Annotated in this window: 15 protein-coding genes; 2 read left to right on the top strand and 13 right to left on the bottom strand. The window is 66.5% G+C overall.

Features of this window, described 5'->3' with window-relative positions:
- The 7 genes from C1926_RS05340 to C1926_RS05310 all read right to left on the bottom strand — a co-directional run bounded on the left by C1926_RS05340 (nucleotide 1) and on the right by C1926_RS05310 (nucleotide 7,670).
- Nucleotides 1-420, bottom strand: coding sequence for a hypothetical protein (locus tag C1926_RS05340; RefSeq protein WP_079222365.1), 420 nt, complete (start codon nucleotides 418-420; stop codon nucleotides 1-3).
- 93 nt (nucleotides 421-513) lie between these two features.
- Complete coding sequence (locus C1926_RS05335; RefSeq protein ID WP_108758468.1) at nucleotides 514-2,901, bottom strand: GH92 family glycosyl hydrolase; 2,388 nt, start codon at nucleotides 2,899-2,901, stop codon at nucleotides 514-516.
- Nucleotides 2,902-3,038: 137 nt separating this feature from the next.
- On the bottom strand, nucleotides 3,039-3,380 hold the full coding sequence (locus C1926_RS05330; RefSeq protein ID WP_108758467.1) for a hypothetical protein: 342 nt from the start codon (nucleotides 3,378-3,380) through the stop codon (nucleotides 3,039-3,041).
- Between the two features lie 18 nt (nucleotides 3,381-3,398).
- Nucleotides 3,399-3,842 carry a hypothetical protein gene (locus C1926_RS05325; RefSeq protein ID WP_254057369.1) on the bottom strand — a complete coding sequence of 148 codons (444 nt, stop codon included), beginning with the start codon at nucleotides 3,840-3,842 and terminating at the stop codon, nucleotides 3,399-3,401.
- Nucleotides 3,843-3,908: 66 nt separating this feature from the next.
- Nucleotides 3,909-6,371, bottom strand: coding sequence for a prolyl oligopeptidase family serine peptidase (locus C1926_RS05320; RefSeq protein ID WP_108758465.1), 2,463 nt, complete (start codon nucleotides 6,369-6,371; stop codon nucleotides 3,909-3,911).
- Nucleotides 6,372-6,553: 182 nt separating this feature from the next.
- On the bottom strand, nucleotides 6,554-6,883 hold the full coding sequence (locus tag C1926_RS05315) for a hypothetical protein (RefSeq protein ID WP_108758464.1): 330 nt from the start codon (nucleotides 6,881-6,883) through the stop codon (nucleotides 6,554-6,556).
- Between the two features lie 274 nt (nucleotides 6,884-7,157).
- A complete protein-coding gene (locus C1926_RS05310) occupies nucleotides 7,158-7,670 on the bottom strand; it encodes a hypothetical protein (RefSeq protein ID WP_159095038.1) in 513 nt (170 codons plus the stop codon).
- A 200-nt stretch (nucleotides 7,671-7,870) separates the two neighbouring features.
- Here C1926_RS05310 and C1926_RS05305 point away from each other — a divergent pair, with 200 nt between their 5' ends.
- Both C1926_RS05305 and C1926_RS05300 read left to right on the top strand, forming a co-directional pair.
- A complete protein-coding gene (locus C1926_RS05305) occupies nucleotides 7,871-8,647 on the top strand; it encodes a HipA family kinase (RefSeq protein WP_108746963.1) in 777 nt (258 codons plus the stop codon).
- A complete protein-coding gene (locus C1926_RS05300; protein ID WP_108758462.1) occupies nucleotides 8,625-9,017 on the top strand; it encodes a DUF3037 domain-containing protein in 393 nt (130 codons plus the stop codon). The genes C1926_RS05305 and C1926_RS05300 overlap by 23 nt, the downstream gene beginning before the upstream one ends.
- Nucleotides 9,018-9,031: 14 nt before the next feature.
- Here C1926_RS05300 and C1926_RS05295 read toward each other — a convergent pair whose 3' ends face one another.
- From C1926_RS05295 to mtnA, 6 genes are all read right to left on the bottom strand, one after another.
- Nucleotides 9,032-9,256 (bottom strand): hypothetical protein, encoded by a 225-nt coding sequence (locus C1926_RS05295; RefSeq protein ID WP_159095037.1) that lies wholly within the window; start codon nucleotides 9,254-9,256, stop codon nucleotides 9,032-9,034.
- Between the two features lie 62 nt (nucleotides 9,257-9,318).
- Nucleotides 9,319-10,671: a serine hydrolase domain-containing protein gene (locus C1926_RS05290; protein WP_343125653.1), complete on the bottom strand. Its 1,353-nt coding sequence runs from the start codon at nucleotides 10,669-10,671 to the stop codon at nucleotides 9,319-9,321.
- Nucleotides 10,672-10,878: 207 nt separating this feature from the next.
- Entirely contained in the window at nucleotides 10,879-11,346 is a 468-nt protein-coding gene (locus C1926_RS05285; protein WP_108747849.1) for a transposase, read from the bottom strand.
- Between the two features lie 783 nt (nucleotides 11,347-12,129).
- Nucleotides 12,130-14,670, bottom strand: a complete 2,541-nt coding sequence (locus C1926_RS05280) for a membrane-bound PQQ-dependent dehydrogenase, glucose/quinate/shikimate family (RefSeq protein ID WP_108758459.1) — start codon at nucleotides 14,668-14,670, stop codon at nucleotides 12,130-12,132.
- A 182-nt stretch (nucleotides 14,671-14,852) separates the two neighbouring features.
- Nucleotides 14,853-17,567 carry a DNA gyrase subunit A gene (gene gyrA / locus C1926_RS05275; RefSeq protein WP_108758458.1) on the bottom strand — a complete coding sequence of 905 codons (2,715 nt, stop codon included), beginning with the start codon at nucleotides 17,565-17,567 and terminating at the stop codon, nucleotides 14,853-14,855.
- Nucleotides 17,568-17,863: 296 nt separating this feature from the next.
- On the bottom strand, nucleotides 17,864-18,928 hold the full coding sequence (mtnA, locus tag C1926_RS05270; RefSeq protein WP_108758457.1) for an S-methyl-5-thioribose-1-phosphate isomerase: 1,065 nt from the start codon (nucleotides 18,926-18,928) through the stop codon (nucleotides 17,864-17,866).
- Nucleotides 18,929-18,932: the final 4 nt, after the last annotated feature.

Genomic DNA, 18,932 nt, shown 5'->3' with positions numbered 1-18,932 from the left:
TCATGAATTCTCCAGCAGGAACTGGCTGATCTCGCGCCGCAGATCGAGGTCGTCGGTCTGCCGTGCGGCTTCGTCGGCGCGCAACGCGAACTCGTAGCCGCGCTCCTTTTCACCCTGGTCGATGTGGCGCCGCGCCAGCTCCAGGCAGATCGACGCTTCGCCCTCGATCACGCCCAGCTGGCGCGCCTGTTTCAGCGCGCGTTCGTAGTAACCGATCGCTACGCCACTGTCGCTGGTGAAGTCGCCCAGGGTTTCCCACAGGAAAGGATGGTCGCGGCCTTCCACCGCCATCGCATCGCAGTACTGCCGCAGTTCGTCATGCAGCCGCCACTGGCTGCGGGTATCACCGTGGGTGCTGGCATTGGCCATTTCGACCGCCACGCCCAGTACGTGCTCGTACACGTCCTGTGGAATTTCCATGGGAACCTCCTGCCGCTTGTCTGTTGCACGGTCAGGCTAGCACGGCCGGGTGATGCCCGGCCGTGTGGAGGTTCATCCACGCATGGTGCGGATTTACCGGGGGCCGTGCGAAGGCGGTACGTCCTGTGCGCCCCACTGCTCGTTCTTCGCGGTGCCCAGTTCGAAGTCCAGGGTGCCGCCGCGCTGCACGAAACTGGCGGGCAGCCAGCTCGCGTTGCTGGCCTTGCCATCCACCTGCAGCGACTGCACGTACGGCGCATCCATCGCTGCGCCGCGTGCACGCACCACGATCTTCGCGCCCGGGCGGGTGATCACCGCTTCGGTGAACAACGGGCTGCCGATCACCAGGTCCGCGCGGCCCGGGTACACCGGGTACAGGCCCAGCGCCGACCATACGTACCACGATGACATCTGCCCGAGGTCATCGTTGCCGGGCATGCCTTCGGGCGTGTTGGTCCAGATCTGGCGCATCGCTTGGCGCACGGTTTCCTGGGTCTTCCACGGCTGGCCGAGGAAGTTGTAGAGCCACGGCGCGGCGATGGACGGTTCGTTGTCCAGCTCGGCGTGCAGCGGGCCGGACTTGGTCACTGCCCAGGCACCATCCTCCTTGCGGAAGAACGCATCCAGGCGCGCGATGCTGGCGTCGCGGCCACCCAGCACTGCAAACAGACCGGCCGGATCGAAGGGCACCATCCACAGGTACTGCGCGCCGCTGCCCTCGACGAAGCCATCATCGGCGGCCGGGTCGAACGCCGGCCAACTGCCATCGGCGTTGCGCGGCTGGATGTAGCCCTGCTGCGCGGTGGCCTTGGGGTTGTACAGATTGCGCCACCAGCCGGAGCGCTCGCGGAACTGCTTTGCGCCCTGCGCATCGCCGGCCGCCAGGGCCAGCTCGGACAGGCCGAAGTCGGCACTGACCATTTCCAGCGTGTCGGCCGCACTGCCCCAGCCCGGTGCGCCTTCAGGCATGTACTTCAACGCCAGCCACTGGTCCAGGCCCGGGCGCTGGCCCACGCACAGCACCGGGCAACCGCGCTTGTCCAGGTCGCGCGCGGTGGGCACGGTGGCGGCCTTCTTCAGCGAGGCGTAGGCGCGCTGCAGGTCGAAGCTGCGGCCGCCAAAGGCATGGATGGCCGCCACCGACGGCGGCGACGGATCGCCGTTCATCACCCCGGTGGCACCGGTGATATGGGTCCAGCGATCCCAGACGCCGCCATTCTGGTCGGCCTGGTTCAACAGCGACTGCGCGACGTCCGAGCCCACCTGCGGCTGCAGCAGGGTCAACAGCTGCAGCTGCGAGCGATACACATCCCAGCCCGAGTAATTGGCGTACTGCGCCTGCTGTCGTTTGGACAGGCCATGCACCTTGCCATCCATGCCGCGGTAGCGCCCGTCGCCATCGCTGTGCAGGTTGGGCGCCAGCATGGCGTGGTAGAGCGCGGTGTAGAACACGGTGCGCTCGTCGGCGGTGCCGCCCTGTACCCGCACCTGGCCCAGCAGTTCGTTCCATTTCGCACGGGTGGCGGCCTGCGTTGCTACCACCGTCGTGCCCTGCGGGCTCTCGCGGCGCAGGTTGGCCCGCGCGCCGGCTTCATCCACGTACGAAATGCCGATGCGTGCGGTCACCTGCGGCGTGCGCCTGGCATCGAAACTGATCCAGCCGCCCGCACCCTTGCCGGCCGGCGGGTGGCCCTTGCTGCCATAGGTGGTGCCACCGCTCCCTTCACGCGCGCCGGCCTGTACCGTATCGTCGCGCCAGGTGCCACCCACCTCGAACGGCTGGTCGAACTCGGCGACGAAATGCAGGGTGTAATAGCTTTCGCGGCGGTCCTCGGCGAGGTAGCCGCAGAAGTTGCCGCTGGTGACCGAACCGCGCACGGTGCGCGTGGCCGGGTCGATGATGATCGTCGAATCGCTGCTGCCCACTTCGCTGTCGGACGTGCGGAACAGCAGGTTGGCCGGCTTGTCGGCCGGGAACTGGAACTGGCCCACGGCCGTGCGCGCGGTGGCCGCCAGGCTGACGGCCACGCCGTTGTCCAGGGTGAGCGTGTAGGCGCCGGGGCTGGCGGTTTCCTTGGCGTGGTCCAGCAGGCTGGTGTAGCGCACCCCGGCATCGGCGGATGAGGGCGACAGCTCCACTGGCAGGGTCACTGGCATCAGCGGGATATCGCCACTGGCGCCGGTGCAGCCGGTGCCATTGACGTGGGTCAGGCTGAAACCACGCACACCGTTGCTGCGCCACTCGTAGCCGCCGGGTGCGGCGATAGGGAAACGCTTGCCCGGCAATGCGGTCATTTCCGGGCTGAAGGCCACCATGCCGAAGGGCACCGTCGGCCCGGGGTAGACGTTGCCGGCGTTGGTGGTGCCGATGAACGGATTGACCTCGGCGGCCAGGTCCTGCGCAGGTGCCCTGGCGGCCAGCAGCGGCAGTGGGGACAGCGTCAATACAGCGGAAACGACGACCAGCAACGAACGGGACATCGACAACTCCAGTGGAAGGAGGCACCCACGCGCCTTGAACCGCTGAGAGTAGTACGCGGCCGGACACCCGGCGACGGGCCGGAGGTCATGGTTACCGGTACAGGGTCACGAACCGCAGCCTTCTGCTGGCGCGTCAATCAGAACAGCGTGCCCAGCTTGAACAGCGGCAGATAGGCTGCGAACAGGGCCACCGGCGTCGCCAGCATCAGCGCGATACAACCGATCAGCGCCGACGTGCGTGCCCGCCCCGCCAGCCAGGTGGCAACCACCGCCAGCGGTGCAAGCCAGACCAGCCCGTAGCTGCCTGCAAAGACCTGGGTGATCACGGGCAAGGGCTGCCCCGCTTCGGCAAAACTCTCAACGAACTGCGGTATCGCAAACCGGCCCAGCACCGTGCAGCCCGCTGCAGCCACGCCACTGCACAGCAGGCCGATCAGCAGCCATCCGATTCCGGTACGACCGGTTGCAACAGATGTCATGGCGGTATCCGTGACCGATCAGTAGGTGCCTTGTACGTACGGCTGCCCCGCCTGGGTGGTGCCGATGATCATCGCCACCGTTTGATTGTCCTTGTGGAAGCCGGCCGAGCACACCGCATCGCGGCCCTGGCCGCATTCGATCTCGGGGAAGTCCGGCAGTGCGGCCTGCGCTGATTCCGGCGGCGTGACGCGCCAACCGGCCGCATCAAGCAGGCGCTTGGCCTTGGCATAGGGCATGCCGGCGGTAATGCCCAACGCGGCCAGTTCACCGGTCAGCTCCTGCGCCGGCGCGATGGCCGGTGCGATGGCCAGTGACAGGGACACAGCAAGAACGATGGCTTTCATTGGACGCATCCGTGGCGAACACCAGAGCTGCAGCGTACCGCAGCTTTGCGGCAACGCAATGGCAGGGCCTTTGTAGAGTCGAGCTTGCTCGACTGTCTTCTGCAGGCAGTCGAGCATGGCTCGACCCTACAAAAGCAGTCGAGCATGGCTCGACTCTACAAGGGCAGTCGAGCAGGCTCGACCTTACTTCGCGTTCTTCACGTAGGTGTCGAACCAGTTCAGCATTTCCGACACCAGCTGTTCGTTCGATTCCAGCGCGGTGTACCAGTGCGGTTCGTTCGGCAGCATCACCAGGCGGGTCGTGCCACCGTTGCCACGGATGGCCTGGTACAGCTTGCGCGACTGGAACGGCTCGGTACCCGGGTTCGCATCGTCCTCGCCGTGGACCAGCAGCAGCGGCAGCTTGATCTTGTCGGCGTAGAAGAACGGCGACGCCTTCAGGTACACGTCCTGCGCCTGCCACACCGAGCGACGCTCGTTCTGGAAGCCGAACGGGGTGAACGTCTTGTTGTACGAACCGCTGGTCGCCACGCCGGCCTTGAACAGGTTGGTGTGCGCGATCAGGTTGGCGGTCATCAGGCCGCCATGGCTGTGGCCAGTGACGCCGATGCGGTTGCGATCGACCACGCCCATGTCCACGGCCTTGTCCACCGCCGCCTTGGCGTCGGCTTCCAGCTGCTCCAGGTAGGTGTCGTAGGCGGTCTTCGGGTCACCGACGATCGGGAACGAGGCGTTGTCGATGATCGCGTAGCCGGCCAGCAGCATCAGGCGGTACGGCTGCAGGCGGGTGAAGGTCTGCTGCGAACCGGACACCTGGCCGGCCTGGGCGGCGTTGGCGAAGTCGGCCGGGTACGCATACAGGATCGCCGGCACGCGCTGGCCTTCCTTGTAGCCCGGCGGGGTGTACAGGGTGAAGGACAGATCCACGCCGTCGGCGCGCTTGTAGGTCACCAGCTGCTTCTTGATCTGGCGCACTTCCGGCGTCGGGTCGACCAGCTTGGTCAGTGCAGTGGCCGTGGACGCGAACTGCGCCTCACCCTCCTTGGCGGCGGCAACCGCCTCGCCCTGCTGGCGCACGAACGCATTCGGCGCGTCCACCACCGACTGGTGCCAGGTGAGGTAGCGGCCCGGGGTGTTGCTGAAGCCCAGGAACTGCTCGTAGGCATCGGCGCTGCTGCGGAACAGGCGCTCGCTCTTCAGCGAGCCCAGGTCCAGGCGGTCCAGGAACGGACGATCACCCTGCGGCGATGCGCCCTGCCCGCGCAGGAACACGAAATTGCCTTCCTGGCGCACGACCGCCGCGCCGTTGGGCAGGCGCTTGAACACCAGGTTGCCCGGGTCGCCGTACAGCTCATCGCTGGACATGTCCCACAGCAGGCGGCCTTCCTTCTTCGGCTGGTCGACATCGACGATGCGGGTCTGCACCCAGTGGCGGTTCTCGTCGTTCTCGAACATGAAGGACACCGCCGGGTCCGCCGACCAGGCCAGGCCTTCGAAACGCTGCGCGGTGCGGGCGATTTCCACCGGCTTGCCGTTGAACGGGGCCTTCAGCATCAGCACGCGATCGCGGTGCGGCACGGTCACCTTCCAGTCGCCCTTGTCCAGCGCTTCGGCATAGACCAGCGTGGCCGGGTCGGTGGAGCGCCAGTCGAAACCACGCGGGCCTTCCGGCACGCCGTGCACCGGCACGCGGTCGGCCAGCGGCAGGCTGGCGATGGCGGTGGCCTTGCCCGTGGTGATGTCCAGCACCGCCACATCGTTGGCGAAGCGCTGGTAGGTGACCGCATGCGAGAACGGCGGCTTGATCGATTCGGTCAGCACGTGCACGCCATCGGGCGCAGCGTTGACGTCGTTGAAGATGGCGGCGCTGCCGACCGGGCGGACCTTGCCGCTGGCGGTGTCGACCACGGCCAGCTGTGAAGCGCCGTAGTAGGCGAACAGCTTCTCGTCATGCGCGCTGGTCAGCGTGTCGCGCGCTTCATAGGTGCTGCTTTCGCCGCTGCTGCCCAGCGATTCCTGCGCGTCCGGGCCGGTCGGCACGCCGCCGTCGGAGGGGGCCGCGCCCTGGTTGGCTGGCACCAGCTTCACCAGCAGGTTCTGGCTGCCGCCGAGCCACTGCACGGTGCTGCCGAAGATCGGGTTGAGCTGCACGCCCGGCACCTGCTTGACCTGGCCGGTGGCTGCATCGCCCACCCACAGCTGCACGCTGGTATCGACCGCATTCTGGAAGGCGAAGTGGCTGCCATCGGCCGACCACTGCGCTGCACCGGCGCAGCCCTGTGGCAGGTCGACCTTGGTGGTCTTGCCGCTGGCAATTTCAACCACGCTGAAATCGGCCACGCAGGCCGGAATGCCGTAACCACCGGGGGTATCGTGGCGGCTGCGGTTCTTCGGCTCCAGGCGCACACCGGCCAGCTTCAGGTACGGCTGGGCCACGCGGGCGATGGACGGATAGGTCTGCGCGGTGGTCAGCAGCAGGCGCTGGCCGCTCGGATCGACGTTCGGTGCCGGCGGCGGCGGTGCCTTCAGCACCTTCAGCAGGTGTTCCGGCGGCTTTGCGTAATCGGCAAGCGCCGGGCCAGCGGCCAGCAGGCCGAAGGTGGCAACGGCGATGGCCGCCGCCAGAGAGGTGCGATGGATGAGCATCCTTGATCCCCAGGGGTGTGATTGGGCACCCGCCAGACAGCGGGCATCGGCCGAATCTAGCACCCCGGGGAGGGTTGTGAATGGGCCGGAAGCAATGCACGCCGGGCATGGCCCGGCGCTACCACTGATCCGCCGGTGTCTGTGGTAGCGCCGGGCCATGCCCGGCGGCCACGCACCTCGCCTCATTGCTGCGCGTGCAGATCCCAGGTGGTCAGGTAATCGGGGTCGACCACGATCTCACCACCGGAGCGCAGCCGGTACTCGCCCGGCTCGGCCGGCAGGTACTGGTCCAGCATCGGTGGCAGGTAACGCTCGTGGCCATCGGCCTCGTCGGCCAGCACGACGCCTTCCTCGGCACTGATGCGCAGCACCGTGCCCGAATACTGCTGCTGGTCCCGCATCTGGCCATCGCCGCCATAACGGGTGATACCGACCAGTACCACTTTGCCGATCATCTGCTCGGCCTTGGCATCGTCCAGGGTCGGCAGCAGGGAATTGGATTCGTCGTTCATGGGTGCACCTCCAAAGCCTGCAAGAACATCGTGGAAACGCTTGAAGGATGGCAGCTCTCGTACACCACGGCCATCCTGGCCGGTTCATGCTCCCCGGGGATGAATGCTGCCATCGCCAGAGGCAGTGTGAAGTGAAGATGGCGCGCAATGCCGTGCCCGCCGCGCTGTCAGACAGTGGCCGTTACGTTTGGCGACAGCCTGCCCTATGCCTGGCGACCTACGCATTCATCCATGCGCCCCTGGATGCCCCCGACGTGCGCGCCGCCGACGTGATTCACTGCGCAAGCACCCGTGAAGCCCAATCGAAGCTGCGCTCATGCAGTGCGAAATAGCTGGTCGGCAGGGTGATCGACAGGCATGCGAGGCCGGACTGCAGCGCCGTCGGACTGCACGGCCGCAGGCCCTCGAAACGCGTTGCATGCAGGCGCTCCGTCGGCGTATAGGTCAACGCGTAGTCGTAGTCGCAGGTGCCACCGAACGTCGAAGCGGTATAGAACATCAGCGGCTGCTGCAGGCGCAGCGACACCTCCCGCAGCCACGCGCGGAACGCATCGGGCGCCTCCAGGCCGCGCATGTCCATCTGCGTGATGTACGCCTGGAGCTGCGCGCCAACGGCGGCATCGACCGGCGCTGCCCCGGCGTCTGGCCGCAGCCCGTCCCAATGCACCGCCCCCGGTATGTGCCCGGATTGGAATCCTTGCGGGCTGCCTACGCCGTGAAGCACCAGAAGGCCCTGCGCGCCAACGCTTTGACGATGCTCATCCCCCCGTGCATCGCAGGATGCCACCGGGTCCTTCACCACAGGTAGGCGATGTGTGCGAACGGCGATCCTGCTGCCCAGGCTACGGCCCGTTCCGTCGCGGCCAGATAGATTTCGTCCACACCCCACGCCATCGCAATGCTCCATTCCGTTGCCATCCACCCGTGCGCGTACCGTGCGCGGGTGGCCAAGGTAAACTGCGCGCAACCCATCCATCAACGCCCGCCGTGCGAACCGTCCACGCCCTCCGCTACATCACCCCGCTCCGCGAAGGGGGTTCCCTGCCCGCCGTGGTCGAGACCGACGACGACGGCATGGCCGTGCTCAAGTTCCGTGGCGCCGGCCAGGGTCCGAAAGCGTTGATCGCCGAGCTGATCGCCGGCGAAATGGCCCGCTCGGTCGGCCTGCCGATTCCGGAAATCCTGTTCGTGGAGCTGGACAGCGAGTTCGCCCGCACCGAACCGGACCCGGAGATCCAGGACCTGATCCGTGCCAGCGAGGGTCTGAACCTGGGCCTGGATTACCTGCCCGGCGCGATCAACTACGATCCTGCCGCGATGCCGGTGGATGCCGACCTGGCCTCGCGCCTGGTCTGGTTCGATGCCTTCACCAGCAACGTCGACCGCACCACGCGCAATCCCAACCTGATGGTCTGGCACCGCAAGCTGTACCTGATCGACCACGGTGCGGCGATGTACTTCCACCACGACTGGGCCAATGCCGGCGACGCCTGCGAAAAGCCCTTCGTGCTGATCCGTGACCATGTGCTGCTGCCGTTTGCCAGCCGCATTGCCGAGGTGGATGCCGAGCTGGCCGCACGCCTGCCCGATGCGGAAATCGAGCGCATCGTCGACCTGGTGCCGGACAGCTGGCTGGTGGACGAGCCGGCCTTCGACAGTCCGCAGGCTTACCGCCAGGGCTACATCAACTACCTCAAGCACCGCCTGAAGGTGCGTGCGGTGTTCGTGCAGGAGGCCATCCGTGCCCACGCTGCACACGTATGACTATGCCGTCATCCGCGTGGTACCGCGGGTGGAACGCGAGGAGTTCATCAACGTCGGGGTGATCGTGTCCTGCCCCGGCGCACGCCACCTGGAAGCGGCCATCGAAATCAATGCGGCGCGCCTGCAGGCGTTCGCCCCCGCGCTTGATCTGGAAGCCCTGCAACCGTGGCTGGATGCCATCGTGGCCATCTGCCGCGGCGACGCCAACGCCGGCCCGATCGCACAGCTGCCGGCACGCGCGCGCTTCCATTTCCTTACCGCCAAGCGCAGTTCGATCGTGCAGATGTCCAGCACGCACGTGGGCCGCACCGCCGACCCTGCGGGCGTGGTGGAGCACTTGATGACGAAGATGGTGCGGGTGCCGCGCTGAGGCGGCACCTTGTATCAACGTCCGACGCGTGTGCGCCGCCATGCGATGAACGCGCAACTCCCGGCGGCGGCGATCAACAGCCATCCCGCTGCGATCTGCCCGTGCAGGTAGCCCTGCGCGTACGCCACGCTAGCGCCACTGGCATCGATCAGCGGGATGACATTGAAGAGCACCTGCACGCCGCGCAGCAGGAACGCCAGGCCGCCGACCAGACACATCAGGGAAACGAATCGGTTCATGGTCCGATTCTGGTTTGCCAGCCGGTGCAGCGTCAACACGCCTGTCCTACGATCGGACCTCCTCACAGTGGCAACCGCCGGGCGATGTAGTTGACCACGTTGCCCACCGCATCCGGATCAACATTGGCCAGGCCGATGACCACGTAACCCTGCTCGGGCAGCACGACGATGGCACTGTTCGAGCCCGGTGCACCCCCCTCGTGCCCGTACTGGCGCTGACTGCCCTGCCCCTGCACCACGAATCCAAAGCCATACCAGCCCTTGTGATTCTGCGCGGTGGTGGCCTGGCGCAGCAGTGCCGGCGACACCAGCTTGCCGCTGCGCAGCGCCTCGCAGAACTTCAGCATGTCAGCGGCGGTGCTGTAGCCGCCACCAGCCGACATGCCACGCCAGGGCAGCGATCTGGTTTCGCGCGTCCATTGGCCTTCCTTCTTCGTGTAGGCAACGGCACGCTGCGCGACGTCCACGGTTTCCGGCTCGAAGCCGGTGGCGGTCATGCCCGCCGGGCGCAGGATGTGTTCATCGACATAGGCGTAGTAGGACTGCCCGGACACGGCCTCGATGATGCGCCCGAGCACGATGAAACCGTAGTTTGAATATCTGTCCTGGCTGCCAGGCGTGAACTGCGGCGCATCCTTGGCGAAACGCTGCACGTAATCATCGAGCGTCTTCAGCGAGGCTGAGTACTGCTCGAAATCATCGCCGAAAAAATCCCCCAGGCCACTGGTGTGGGTCAGCAGCTGGCGCACGGTCACGGTATCGGCGACGGCCTTGTTCGGGTAGTCCAGCAGGTGCTTGCCGATCGTATCGTCCAGGCTCACCTTGCCGGCCTGTACCAGCTGCAGGATGGCCACCGAGGTGAACATCTTGTTGGACGAGGCCAGGCGGAACTGCGTCCGTGCATCGACCGCGTTGTTCGCGCGGCGGTCAGCCAGGCCACCGCTCCAGTCCAGCAGCACGCGCCCGTTCTGCGCCACCAGCACGGTACCGGAGAGCGCATCCTCAGCGGCCAAGGCGTCCAGCTTGGCGCGGGCGTCAGCCATCAGCGCCGGCAAGGGAACGCGTGCGGGCTGGTACTGTTCCGGCGTGGGTGTGCCTTCCAGCTGGAACAGCTTCAGTCGTTGCGGATGGGCCGGGTCCATCTCCGCCGTGACCAGCATCGCACGCTCGCTCTGCTGCGCGAGCACGAGCAGCTTTGCCTGCAGTGGCGTGCTCTCACGCACCTCCAGCAGCTTCAGCGGGCCGGTCGACGCGCGGAATTCCAGGTAATCCTGCGGAGTGCTGCCTTCCTTCTTGGCGTAACGGTCGGCGAACGCCTGCAAGCCTTCAAGGCTGCCGGCATTGAAGGCAGCCAGCCAGTCATCGGCTGCACGTTTTGCCTCAGGGGCGGGCCGCGCAGCGTGCGCGGCCCCCATGCACAACAGCATCAACAGCGCCCAGAACAGTTGGCGGGCGGCGGGACAGCGCACGAACATGGCGATTCCTTCGCAGACGAGTCGTGCGGCCATCCTAGCCCAACGCTGGCGCGTGCCGAGCGGGTAGAGTCGACCGTTGGTCGACTACCGCGCAAAGCGCGGGGCCTTTTGGCCTGGTCGCAAAGCGCAGTCGACCAACGGTCGACTCTACCCTGGGTCGGTATCATCCAGCGGCCAGCGGCACCATCCCTGCGGGTACTCGCCCAGTCGGGTTGCCAATCCTGCCCTTATGGGATTGGCCAGGATGTAGCGCGCATGCTTTCGCAGTGATTCCTCACTGCGGATCGCATGGTCGAAGTAGCCCGCCTGCCAGAGGGCCCCGGCGCTTCCGCGATGTTGGTTGATCAGCAAACCGCTGCGTGACTTGAAGCGCTGCACGCAGTAGCCGAGTGACTTTTCGCGAAGCTGGGCAAGCCAATGCAGGTGGTCGGGCATGACCACCCACGCAAGCGACGAGGTCAGCCCTTGTTGGTCCATTGCCTCCAGCACCTGTATCGCGATGCCGGCGTTGGCTGGGTCTTCGAAGATGGGACGACGATCTCTGCAGATCATCGTAATTGCGTACACGTTGCCGATGATGGAGCGGCGGCCGATGAGGAGTTGTGGACTGGGCATGTGGTTGAACATGCCCATGGTGGCTCCGTTCTGGCATCGGCGTGAGACCAGTCATTCCATAGGGGAATGACCCGGCGCCGACTGAGTAGAGTCGACCGTTGGTCGACCCCGCGCGAGGCGCGGGGTTTTGGTTGGGTCGCGAAGGGCAGTCGACCAACGGTCGACTCTACCCCGCCATTTCGGCAGCGCGAGACCAGTCATCCCGTAGGGAAATGACCCGGCGCCGACTGGGTAGAGTCGACCGGTGGTCGCCCCCCGCGCGAGGCGCGGGGTTTTGGTTGGGTCGCGAAGGGCAGTCGACCAACGGTCGACTCTACCCTCCGTCTCCCCCTGCCCCTCACCGTCATTTCGGCAGCGCGAGAACAGTCATGCCGTAGGGAAATGACCCGGCGCCGACTGGGTAGAGTCGACCGTTGGTCGACTCCCGCGCGAGGCGCGGGGTTTAGCTGGGTCGCGAAGGGCAGTCGACCAACGGTCGACTCTACCCCGTCACTTCGGCAGCGCGAGAACAGTCATCCCGTAGGGAAATGACCCGGCGCCGACTGGGTAGAGTCGACCGTTGGTCGACTCCCGCGCGAGGCGCGGGGTTTTAGTTGGGTCGCGAAAGGCAGTCGACCAACGGTCGACTCTACCCCGCCATTTCGGCAGCGCGAGACCAATCATCCCGTAGGGAAATGACCCGGCGCCGACTGGGTAGAGTCGACCGTTGGTCGACCCCCGCGCGAGGCGCGGGGTTCTAGTTGGGTCGCGAAGGGCAGTCGACCAACGCTCGACTCTACCCCGTCATTTCGGCAACGCGTACGCCATCACGTAATCGCCCTTCGGCGTTTCCATGAAGTGGTGCCCGGCCGCAACGATCACCACGTACTGGCGGCCGTCCTGCTCGTACACCATCGGGTTGGCCTGGCCACCGGCCGGCAGCTTGGCGTGCCACAGTTCCTTGCCGGTCTTCAGATCAATGGCGCGCAGCAGGTCGTCGGTGGCCGCCGCGATGAAGATCAGTCCGCTGGCGGTCACCACCGCGCCACCGTTGTTGGGCGTGCCGATTTCAATCGGCAGGCCGGAACGGATGCCGAACGGGCCATTGCCACGCGCACTGCCGAACGGCCGATCCCACAGCAGCTTGCCGGTGCGCAGGTCGACGGCGCGGATGCCACCGTAGGGCGGCTGCTTGCACAGCAGGCCGGTGAACGGCAGGCGCCAGCCGGCGTTGACGTCGATGGCGTACGGCGTGCCCACCTGCGGGTCGCCCGCACCTTCGGCGCCGCCCTTGTCATGGGTGATCGCCTCGCGCGGCAGCCAGCCCTTGCGGTCGGCCTCGGCGCGCGGCACCAGCCGGTTGTAGTTGGGCATGTCGTTGTAGTTGGCCACGATCACCCCGCGCCGCGTATCGATGGCCACGCTGCCCCAGTCCGAACCACCGTTGTAGCCGGGGTATTCGATCGAATGGTGGTCTGCGCTCGGCGGCGTGTAGAAGCCTTCGTAATGCGCCTTGCGGAACTGGATGCGGCACACCAGTTGGTCGATGGGCGTGATGCCCCACATGTCCTGCTCGGTCAGGTCGTGCTCGCGGCGCAGCGTGTGGTACAGCGAGAACAACTGGGTGGGCGAGCGCTGCTCCGGTTCGACACCGCCGGTCGGCACCTTGCGTTCTTCCGCCGGGGTCAGCAGCTCGCCGGTGCGGCGGTCGAGGATGTACATGTCGCCCTGCTTGGTCGGCAGCAGGATGGCCGGCACCTTGCCCTGTGCGGTCGGGTAGTCGATCAGGCTGGCCTGCGAACCCATGTCGTAATCCCAGACATCCTTGCGCACGGCCTGGAAATGCCAGGCGGGCTTGCCGGTGGTCACGTCGATGGCGACCAGCGAGGTCGCGTATTTGTTCTGGTTTTCCGTGCGCGAGCCGCTCCAGTAGTCGCCTGCGGAATTGCCCATCGGCAGATAGACCAGGCCCAGCTTTTCATCGCCGGTGGCGGTGGTCCACATGTTCGGCGTGCCACGCGTGTACTCCTTGCCCTGCGCCGGCAGGCCGGTCAGTTCCGGCTGGTCCATGTCCCAGGCCCATCGCAGCTTGCCGGTCACCGCATCGTAGGCCTGGATGACGCCCGACGGCGCATCGCGGCGCTGGCCGTCCAGCACCTGGTGGCCGGTCACGATGACGCCGCGCACGATGGCCGGCGGCGAGGTGATGGACACATAGCCCGGCGGCGTGTTGCCCATGCCCAGGGTGATGTCGACCTGGCCGTTGTTGCCGAAGTTGGCGCAGGGCTTTCCGCTGTCGGCATCCACGGCGATGATGCGGCCGTCTAGGGTGCCTTCGATGATGCGTGCGGTGCAGGCCGGGCGGTTGCCGGGCACGCTGGCGGCGCCTGCGGTCGGCGGCGGTGCAGGCAGTGCGAGGTCGGCCGCCGCATCTGCCAGAGCAGCATCGACCACGGCGGCGCCACTCGGTTGTTCGTAATAGGACACGCCGCGGCACGCTGCGGTGTAGGGAATGGAAGCGTCCTTCACCTTCGGATTGAAACGCCAGATTTCCTTGCCGCTGCTGGCGTCGAGTGCGATCAACTGGTTGCGCGCGGTGCACAGGTACAGGCGGTTGCCGATCTTCAGCGGCGTGGTTTCCGCACCCCAGCGGTTCTCTGGCAGGTCGCCGGTGCGGAACTGCCAGGCCGGCTGCAGCGTGGCCACGTTGTCCGGGGTGATCTGCTGCAGCGGCGAGAAACGGGTGGCGGCATTGTTGCGGCCCCACGCGGCCCAGTCGCCGTCGGCCGGGCGGTCGGAGGGCTGCAGGCCGGTGGTGTCCTCGGTGGGATCGATGCCGGTCGAGGCGGCGGCATCGGGGAACGGCTGCTCGCCGCGCACTTCACCGTGCGGCACGAAGGCGAGCGCAAAGGCCGCCACGAACACCAGCATCAAGACCGCCGCAACACCGCGCGATGCGCGACGCGAAAAAGGCTGCTGCAGGGTCGGGGCCAGCAGCGCCATCACGATCGCCAGCGCGGTCACCAGACCCAGCCGCGGCACCCAGCGCCAGTAGCTGCTGCCCGACTCCCACCACGTCCACAGCAGCGTGCCGATGAAAATGGCGGCGAACAGCAGCGCGGCACTGCGGCGGTTGCCCCACAGCAGCACACCGCTGGCCAGCATGGCCACACCGGCGATGGCGTAGTACCAGGAACCGCCCAGCGTCAGCAGCCAGATACCCAGGCCGCCGATGACGGCGCCGAGCAGGATCAGCAGCAGGGACAGGAGGGTGGCCACCGGGTGCCGGCGACGCGGCGTGCGGGAGGGGTCTTCGGGGGGAACGGCAGCGGGGGCGGCAGGCATTTCAGGCTCCAGGGCGCGGCCGGGTGGCCGGTTGGACGGGGGGCTCCACTGCGGACGGCATCGTCCGCTGGTTCACCCACCGTTATCCGCCCCTGCCTGTGAAATGAATGCGTTCTTTGCCTGCAGATACGACGACGCCGGCACAAGGCCGGCGTCGTCGGGTACCTCTCATCGCGGCAGGATCACTCCTGCGCGGCGTCCTCGCTGCTGGCCGCAGCCGGTGCGCCGTCGGTCGTGGCCGGGGCGGCAGCAGGCACCTCGTCCTCGTCCTCGTCGATCGAGGCATCCATGCGCTCCACCGCCTGCAGCTTCTCGTCCTTGGACAGGCGGATCAGAGTGACGCCCTGGGTGTTGCGGCCGACGCGGCTGATTTCCGAGCCGCGCGTACGCACCAGGGTGCCGCCGTCGGAGATCAGCAGGACCTCGTCATCGGAACCCATCAGCACCGCGGCGACCAGCTTGCCGTTGCGCTCGGTGGTCTGGATGCCGATCACGCCCTGGGTGCCACGACCCTTGCGCGGGTAGTCCGGCAGCGGGGTGCGCTTGCCGTAGCCGTTCTCGGTGGCGGTCAGGATGTACTGCACGCTGGCGTCGTCGGCGCCGTCGATCACCGCATCGCCATTGGCTGCGATGTCCTCGACACCGTTGTCGTCCTCGTTCTCATCCTCGCTGCCGCCGGCACTCTCGGCCACGATCAGGCTGACCACTTCCTCGCCGGCCGGCATCTTGATGCCGCGCACGCCGGTGGCGGTACGGCCCATCGAGCGGACCTTGTCCTCGCCGAAGCGCACGGTCTTGCCGTTCGAGGCGAACAGCAGGATGTCACGCTCGCCATCGGTCAGGCCGACGCCGACCAGCGCATCGCCCTCGTCCAGGTTGATCGCGATCTTGCCGCGGGCCAGGCGGAAGGCGAACTCGCTCAGCGGGGTCTTCTTGACCGTACCGTTCTTCGTGGCGAAGAACACGAACTGGCCATCGGCGTATTCGCGTACCGGCAGCACGGCCTGCACGCGTTCGCCCGGTTCCAGCGGGATCCAGTTGATGATCGGACGGCCGCGGGCGTTGGAACCGGCTTCGGGCAGCTGGTACACCGGCAGCCAGAACACCTTGCCCGAACTGGTGAAGGTCAGCAGCGTGTCGTGCGTGTTGACCAGCCACAGCTGTTCGATGAAATCCTCTTCCTTCGTCGCTGCCGCACTGCGGCCACGGCCACCGCGGCGCTGCGCGCGGTACACGCTCACCGGCTGGCGCTTGACGTAGCCGGCGTGGGACACGGTGACCACCACGTCTTCCGGCGCGATCAGGTCGAGGATGTCCAGGTCTTCTTCGCTGTGGCGGATCTCGGTGCGACGCTCGTCGCCGAATTCTGCCTTGACGTTGACCAGTTCCTCGCGGATGACCTGGCGCAGGCGGTCGGGATCTTCCAGGATGTGGATCAGCCCGGCGATCACTTCCAGCAGCTGCTTGTACTCGTCGGTCAGGCGGTCCTGCTCCAGCCCGGTCAGGCGGTGCAGGCGCATTTCCAGGATCTGGGTGGCCTGGATCTCGGTCAGCTGGTAGCCGCCCTCGATCAGGCCCACACCCTTGGGCAGGTCTTCCGGACGCGAGGCTTCGGCACCGGCGGCGCCCAGCATCGAACCGACCAGACCCGGCTCCCACAGGCGGGCGAGCATGCGTTCGCGCGCTTCGTTGGGGTTCGGCGAGGTCTTGATCAGCTCGATCATCTCGTCGATGTTGGCCAGCGCGACGGTCAGGCCTTCCAGCACGTGGGCACGGGCGCGCGCCTTGCGCAGCTCGAACACGGTGCGGCGGGTAACCACTTCGCGACGGTGGCGGACGAAGGCCTCGAGCATCTGCTTGAGGTTCATCAGCTGCGGGCGGCCATCGACCAGCGCCACCATGTTGATGCCGAACACCGATTCCATCTGCGTCTGCTGGTACAGGTTGTTCAGCACAACCTCGGCAGATTCACCGCGCTTGATCTCGATGTAGATGCGCATGCCGTCCTTGTCGGACTCATCGCGCAGCTCGCTGATGCCGTCGATCTTCTTTTCCTTGACCAGCTCGGCGATCTTCTCGATCAGACGCGCCTTGTTCACCTGGTAAGGAATTTCAGTGACGATGATCGATTCACGGCCGTTGTCGGCCACTTCGATATCGGCACGGGCACGGATGCGCACGCGGCCACGGCCGGTGCGGTAGCCGGCGACGATGCCGGCGGTGCCGTTGATGATGCCGGCGGTCGGGAAATCGGGGCCCGGGATGTACTCCATCAGGCCATCGATATCGATCTCCGGATTATCGATCAGCGCGATGCAGGCGTTGATCGATTCGGTCAGGTTGTGCGGCGGGATGTTGGTGGCCATGCCCACCGCGATACCGGCCGAACCATTGACCAGCAGGTTCGGGAACCGGGTCGGCATGACCGTCGGCTCCAGTTCCTTCTCATCGTAGTTGGGCTGGAAATCGACGGTTTCCTTGTCGATGTCCGCCATCAGCTCATGCGCGAGCCGCGACATGCGCGCCTCGGTGTATCGCATTGCTGCAGCGGAGTCGCCGTCGACCGAACCGAAGTTACCTTGGCCATCGACCAGCATGTAACGCAGCGAGAACGGCTGTGCCAGGCGCACCAGCGTGTCGTACACCGACTGATCGCCATGCGGGTGGTACTTACCGATGACGTCACCGACGATACGCGCCGACTTGAAGTAGGGCTTGTTGCTGTGCGCGTTCAACTCGTTCATCGCGAACAGCACGCGGCGATGCACCGGCTTGAGGCCGTCGCGCGCATCCGGGAGCGCGCGGCCCACGATCACGCTCATGGCGTAATCGAGGTAGCTCTTGCGCATCTCGTCTTCCAGGTTGACCTGGATGATTTCCTTGGCGGTTTCTGCCATTCGGGTTCCGTTGTCTGGTAGCGGTCCAGTCCGGCGCAGCCCTCTGCGGGAGGGGGTCGTGCCGGAACCTCGATTCAACCTGTGGATACTACCACAACAGGCCGTTTTCCGCCTCCCTTTACGGGGATTTTACCGGCACAAATCAGGAACTTAGGGGTCCATACCGCCCCTGTAGAGCCGAGCCCATGCCCGGCTGCGCCATACCAGTAGATCCACGCCATGCGTGGATGGGGCGAACAAGGGGTCAGAGCCCTTTCCTGCAGAAAGGGATCCGACCCCGGCAGGACCCGCCTGCCTCAGCCGCCGAAGGCCGCGCGCATGTTCCCGGCGGTCGGGTTCAGGATGACGCCGCGCTCGGTCACGATGGCGTCGATAAGCTCGCCCGGGGTGACGTCGAATACCGGGTTCCAGGCGGCGATGCCCTCGGCCACGGTGCGGGTGCCGCCCACGCCGTACAACTCGCCCGGGTCGCGCTGCTCGATCTCGATCTGGCTGCCGTCCACGGTCTCCATGTCCACCGTCGAGGACGGTGCCACGACCATGAACTTCACCCCGTGGTGGCGGGCGGCAATGGCCAGCTGGTAGGTGCCGATCTTGTTGGCGGTATCGCCGTTGGCGCAGATGCGGTCGGCGCCGACGATCACCCACTGCACCGCGCCGGTCTTCATCAGGTGCGAGGCGGCCGAATCGGCGATCAGGGTGGCGTCGATGCCGTCCTGCTGCAGTTCCCACACGGTCAGGCGTGCACCCTGCAGCCACGGCCGGGTTTCACCGGCGAACACGCGGGCGATGCGGTGCTGGGCCATGCCGGCGCGGATCACGCCCAGCGCGGTGCCGAAGCCGGCGGTGGCCAGCGAGCCGGTATTGCAATGGGTGAGCACGCCGCTGCCGGCCTCGATCAGGCCCGCACCCAGCGCACCCATGTGGCGGTTGGCGGCCAGGTCTTCCTCGGCGATGGCCTGGGCCTCGGCTTCCAGAAGCGCCTTCCAGTCGGCGCCGGCGGCGGTCAGGCAGCGACGCATGCGCGCCAGCGCCCAGGCCAGGTTCACCGCGGTGGGGCGCGAGGCGTTCAGCCGCTGCAGTGCCGGTTCCATCTGCTGCAGTGCATGCGCACCATCAGCGGCCTGCACGTCGCGTGCTGCCAGCACCACGCCCCAGGCGGCGGCGATGCCGATGGCCGGTGCACCGCGCACGGTGAGTGCATGGATGGCGCTGGCGACCTCGTCGCTGTCATGGCAGACCACGTGTTCGACCACGAACGGCAGCTTGCGCTGGTCAAGCAGTTGCAGGGCATCGCCGGTCCACAGGATCGGGCGGATGTGGTCGTAGCGGGCGTAGTCGAGGTCGGTGGCAGTGTTCATGGGC

Source organism: Stenotrophomonas sp. ZAC14A_NAIMI4_1, assembly GCF_003086915.1.
GTDB lineage: Bacteria > Pseudomonadota > Gammaproteobacteria > Xanthomonadales > Xanthomonadaceae > Stenotrophomonas.
The sequence above is the reverse complement of the archived record's forward strand: the minus strand, read 5'-3'. Positions and strand labels throughout refer to the sequence as shown.

Excerpts from the sequence above, each read along its gene's own strand:
- C1926_RS05340 (WP_079222365.1), bottom strand. The coding sequence starts at position 420 with ATGGAAATTCCACAGGACGTGTACGAGCACGTACTGGGCGTGGCGGTC.
- C1926_RS05335 (WP_108758468.1), bottom strand. The coding sequence starts at position 2,901 with ATGTCCCGTTCGTTGCTGGTCGTCGTTTCCGCTGTATTGACGCTGTCC.
- C1926_RS05330 (WP_108758467.1), bottom strand. The coding sequence starts at position 3,380 with ATGACATCTGTTGCAACCGGTCGTACCGGAATCGGATGGCTGCTGATC.
- C1926_RS05325 (WP_254057369.1), bottom strand. The coding sequence starts at position 3,842 with ATGCTCGACTGCCTGCAGAAGACAGTCGAGCAAGCTCGACTCTACAAA.
- C1926_RS05320 (WP_108758465.1), bottom strand. The coding sequence starts at position 6,371 with ATGCTCATCCATCGCACCTCTCTGGCGGCGGCCATCGCCGTTGCCACC.
- C1926_RS05315 (WP_108758464.1), bottom strand. The coding sequence starts at position 6,883 with ATGAACGACGAATCCAATTCCCTGCTGCCGACCCTGGACGATGCCAAG.
- C1926_RS05295 (WP_159095037.1), bottom strand. The coding sequence starts at position 9,256 with ATGAACCGATTCGTTTCCCTGATGTGTCTGGTCGGCGGCCTGGCGTTC.
- C1926_RS05290 (WP_343125653.1), bottom strand. The coding sequence starts at position 10,671 with ATGGGGGCCGCGCACGCTGCGCGGCCCGCCCCTGAGGCAAAACGTGCA.
- C1926_RS05285 (WP_108747849.1), bottom strand. The coding sequence starts at position 11,346 with ATGCCCAGTCCACAACTCCTCATCGGCCGCCGCTCCATCATCGGCAAC.
- C1926_RS05280 (WP_108758459.1), bottom strand. The coding sequence starts at position 14,670 with ATGCCTGCCGCCCCCGCTGCCGTTCCCCCCGAAGACCCCTCCCGCACG.
- gyrA (WP_108758458.1), bottom strand. The coding sequence starts at position 17,567 with ATGGCAGAAACCGCCAAGGAAATCATCCAGGTCAACCTGGAAGACGAG.
- mtnA (WP_108758457.1), bottom strand. The coding sequence starts at position 18,928 with ATGAACACTGCCACCGACCTCGACTACGCCCGCTACGACCACATCCGC.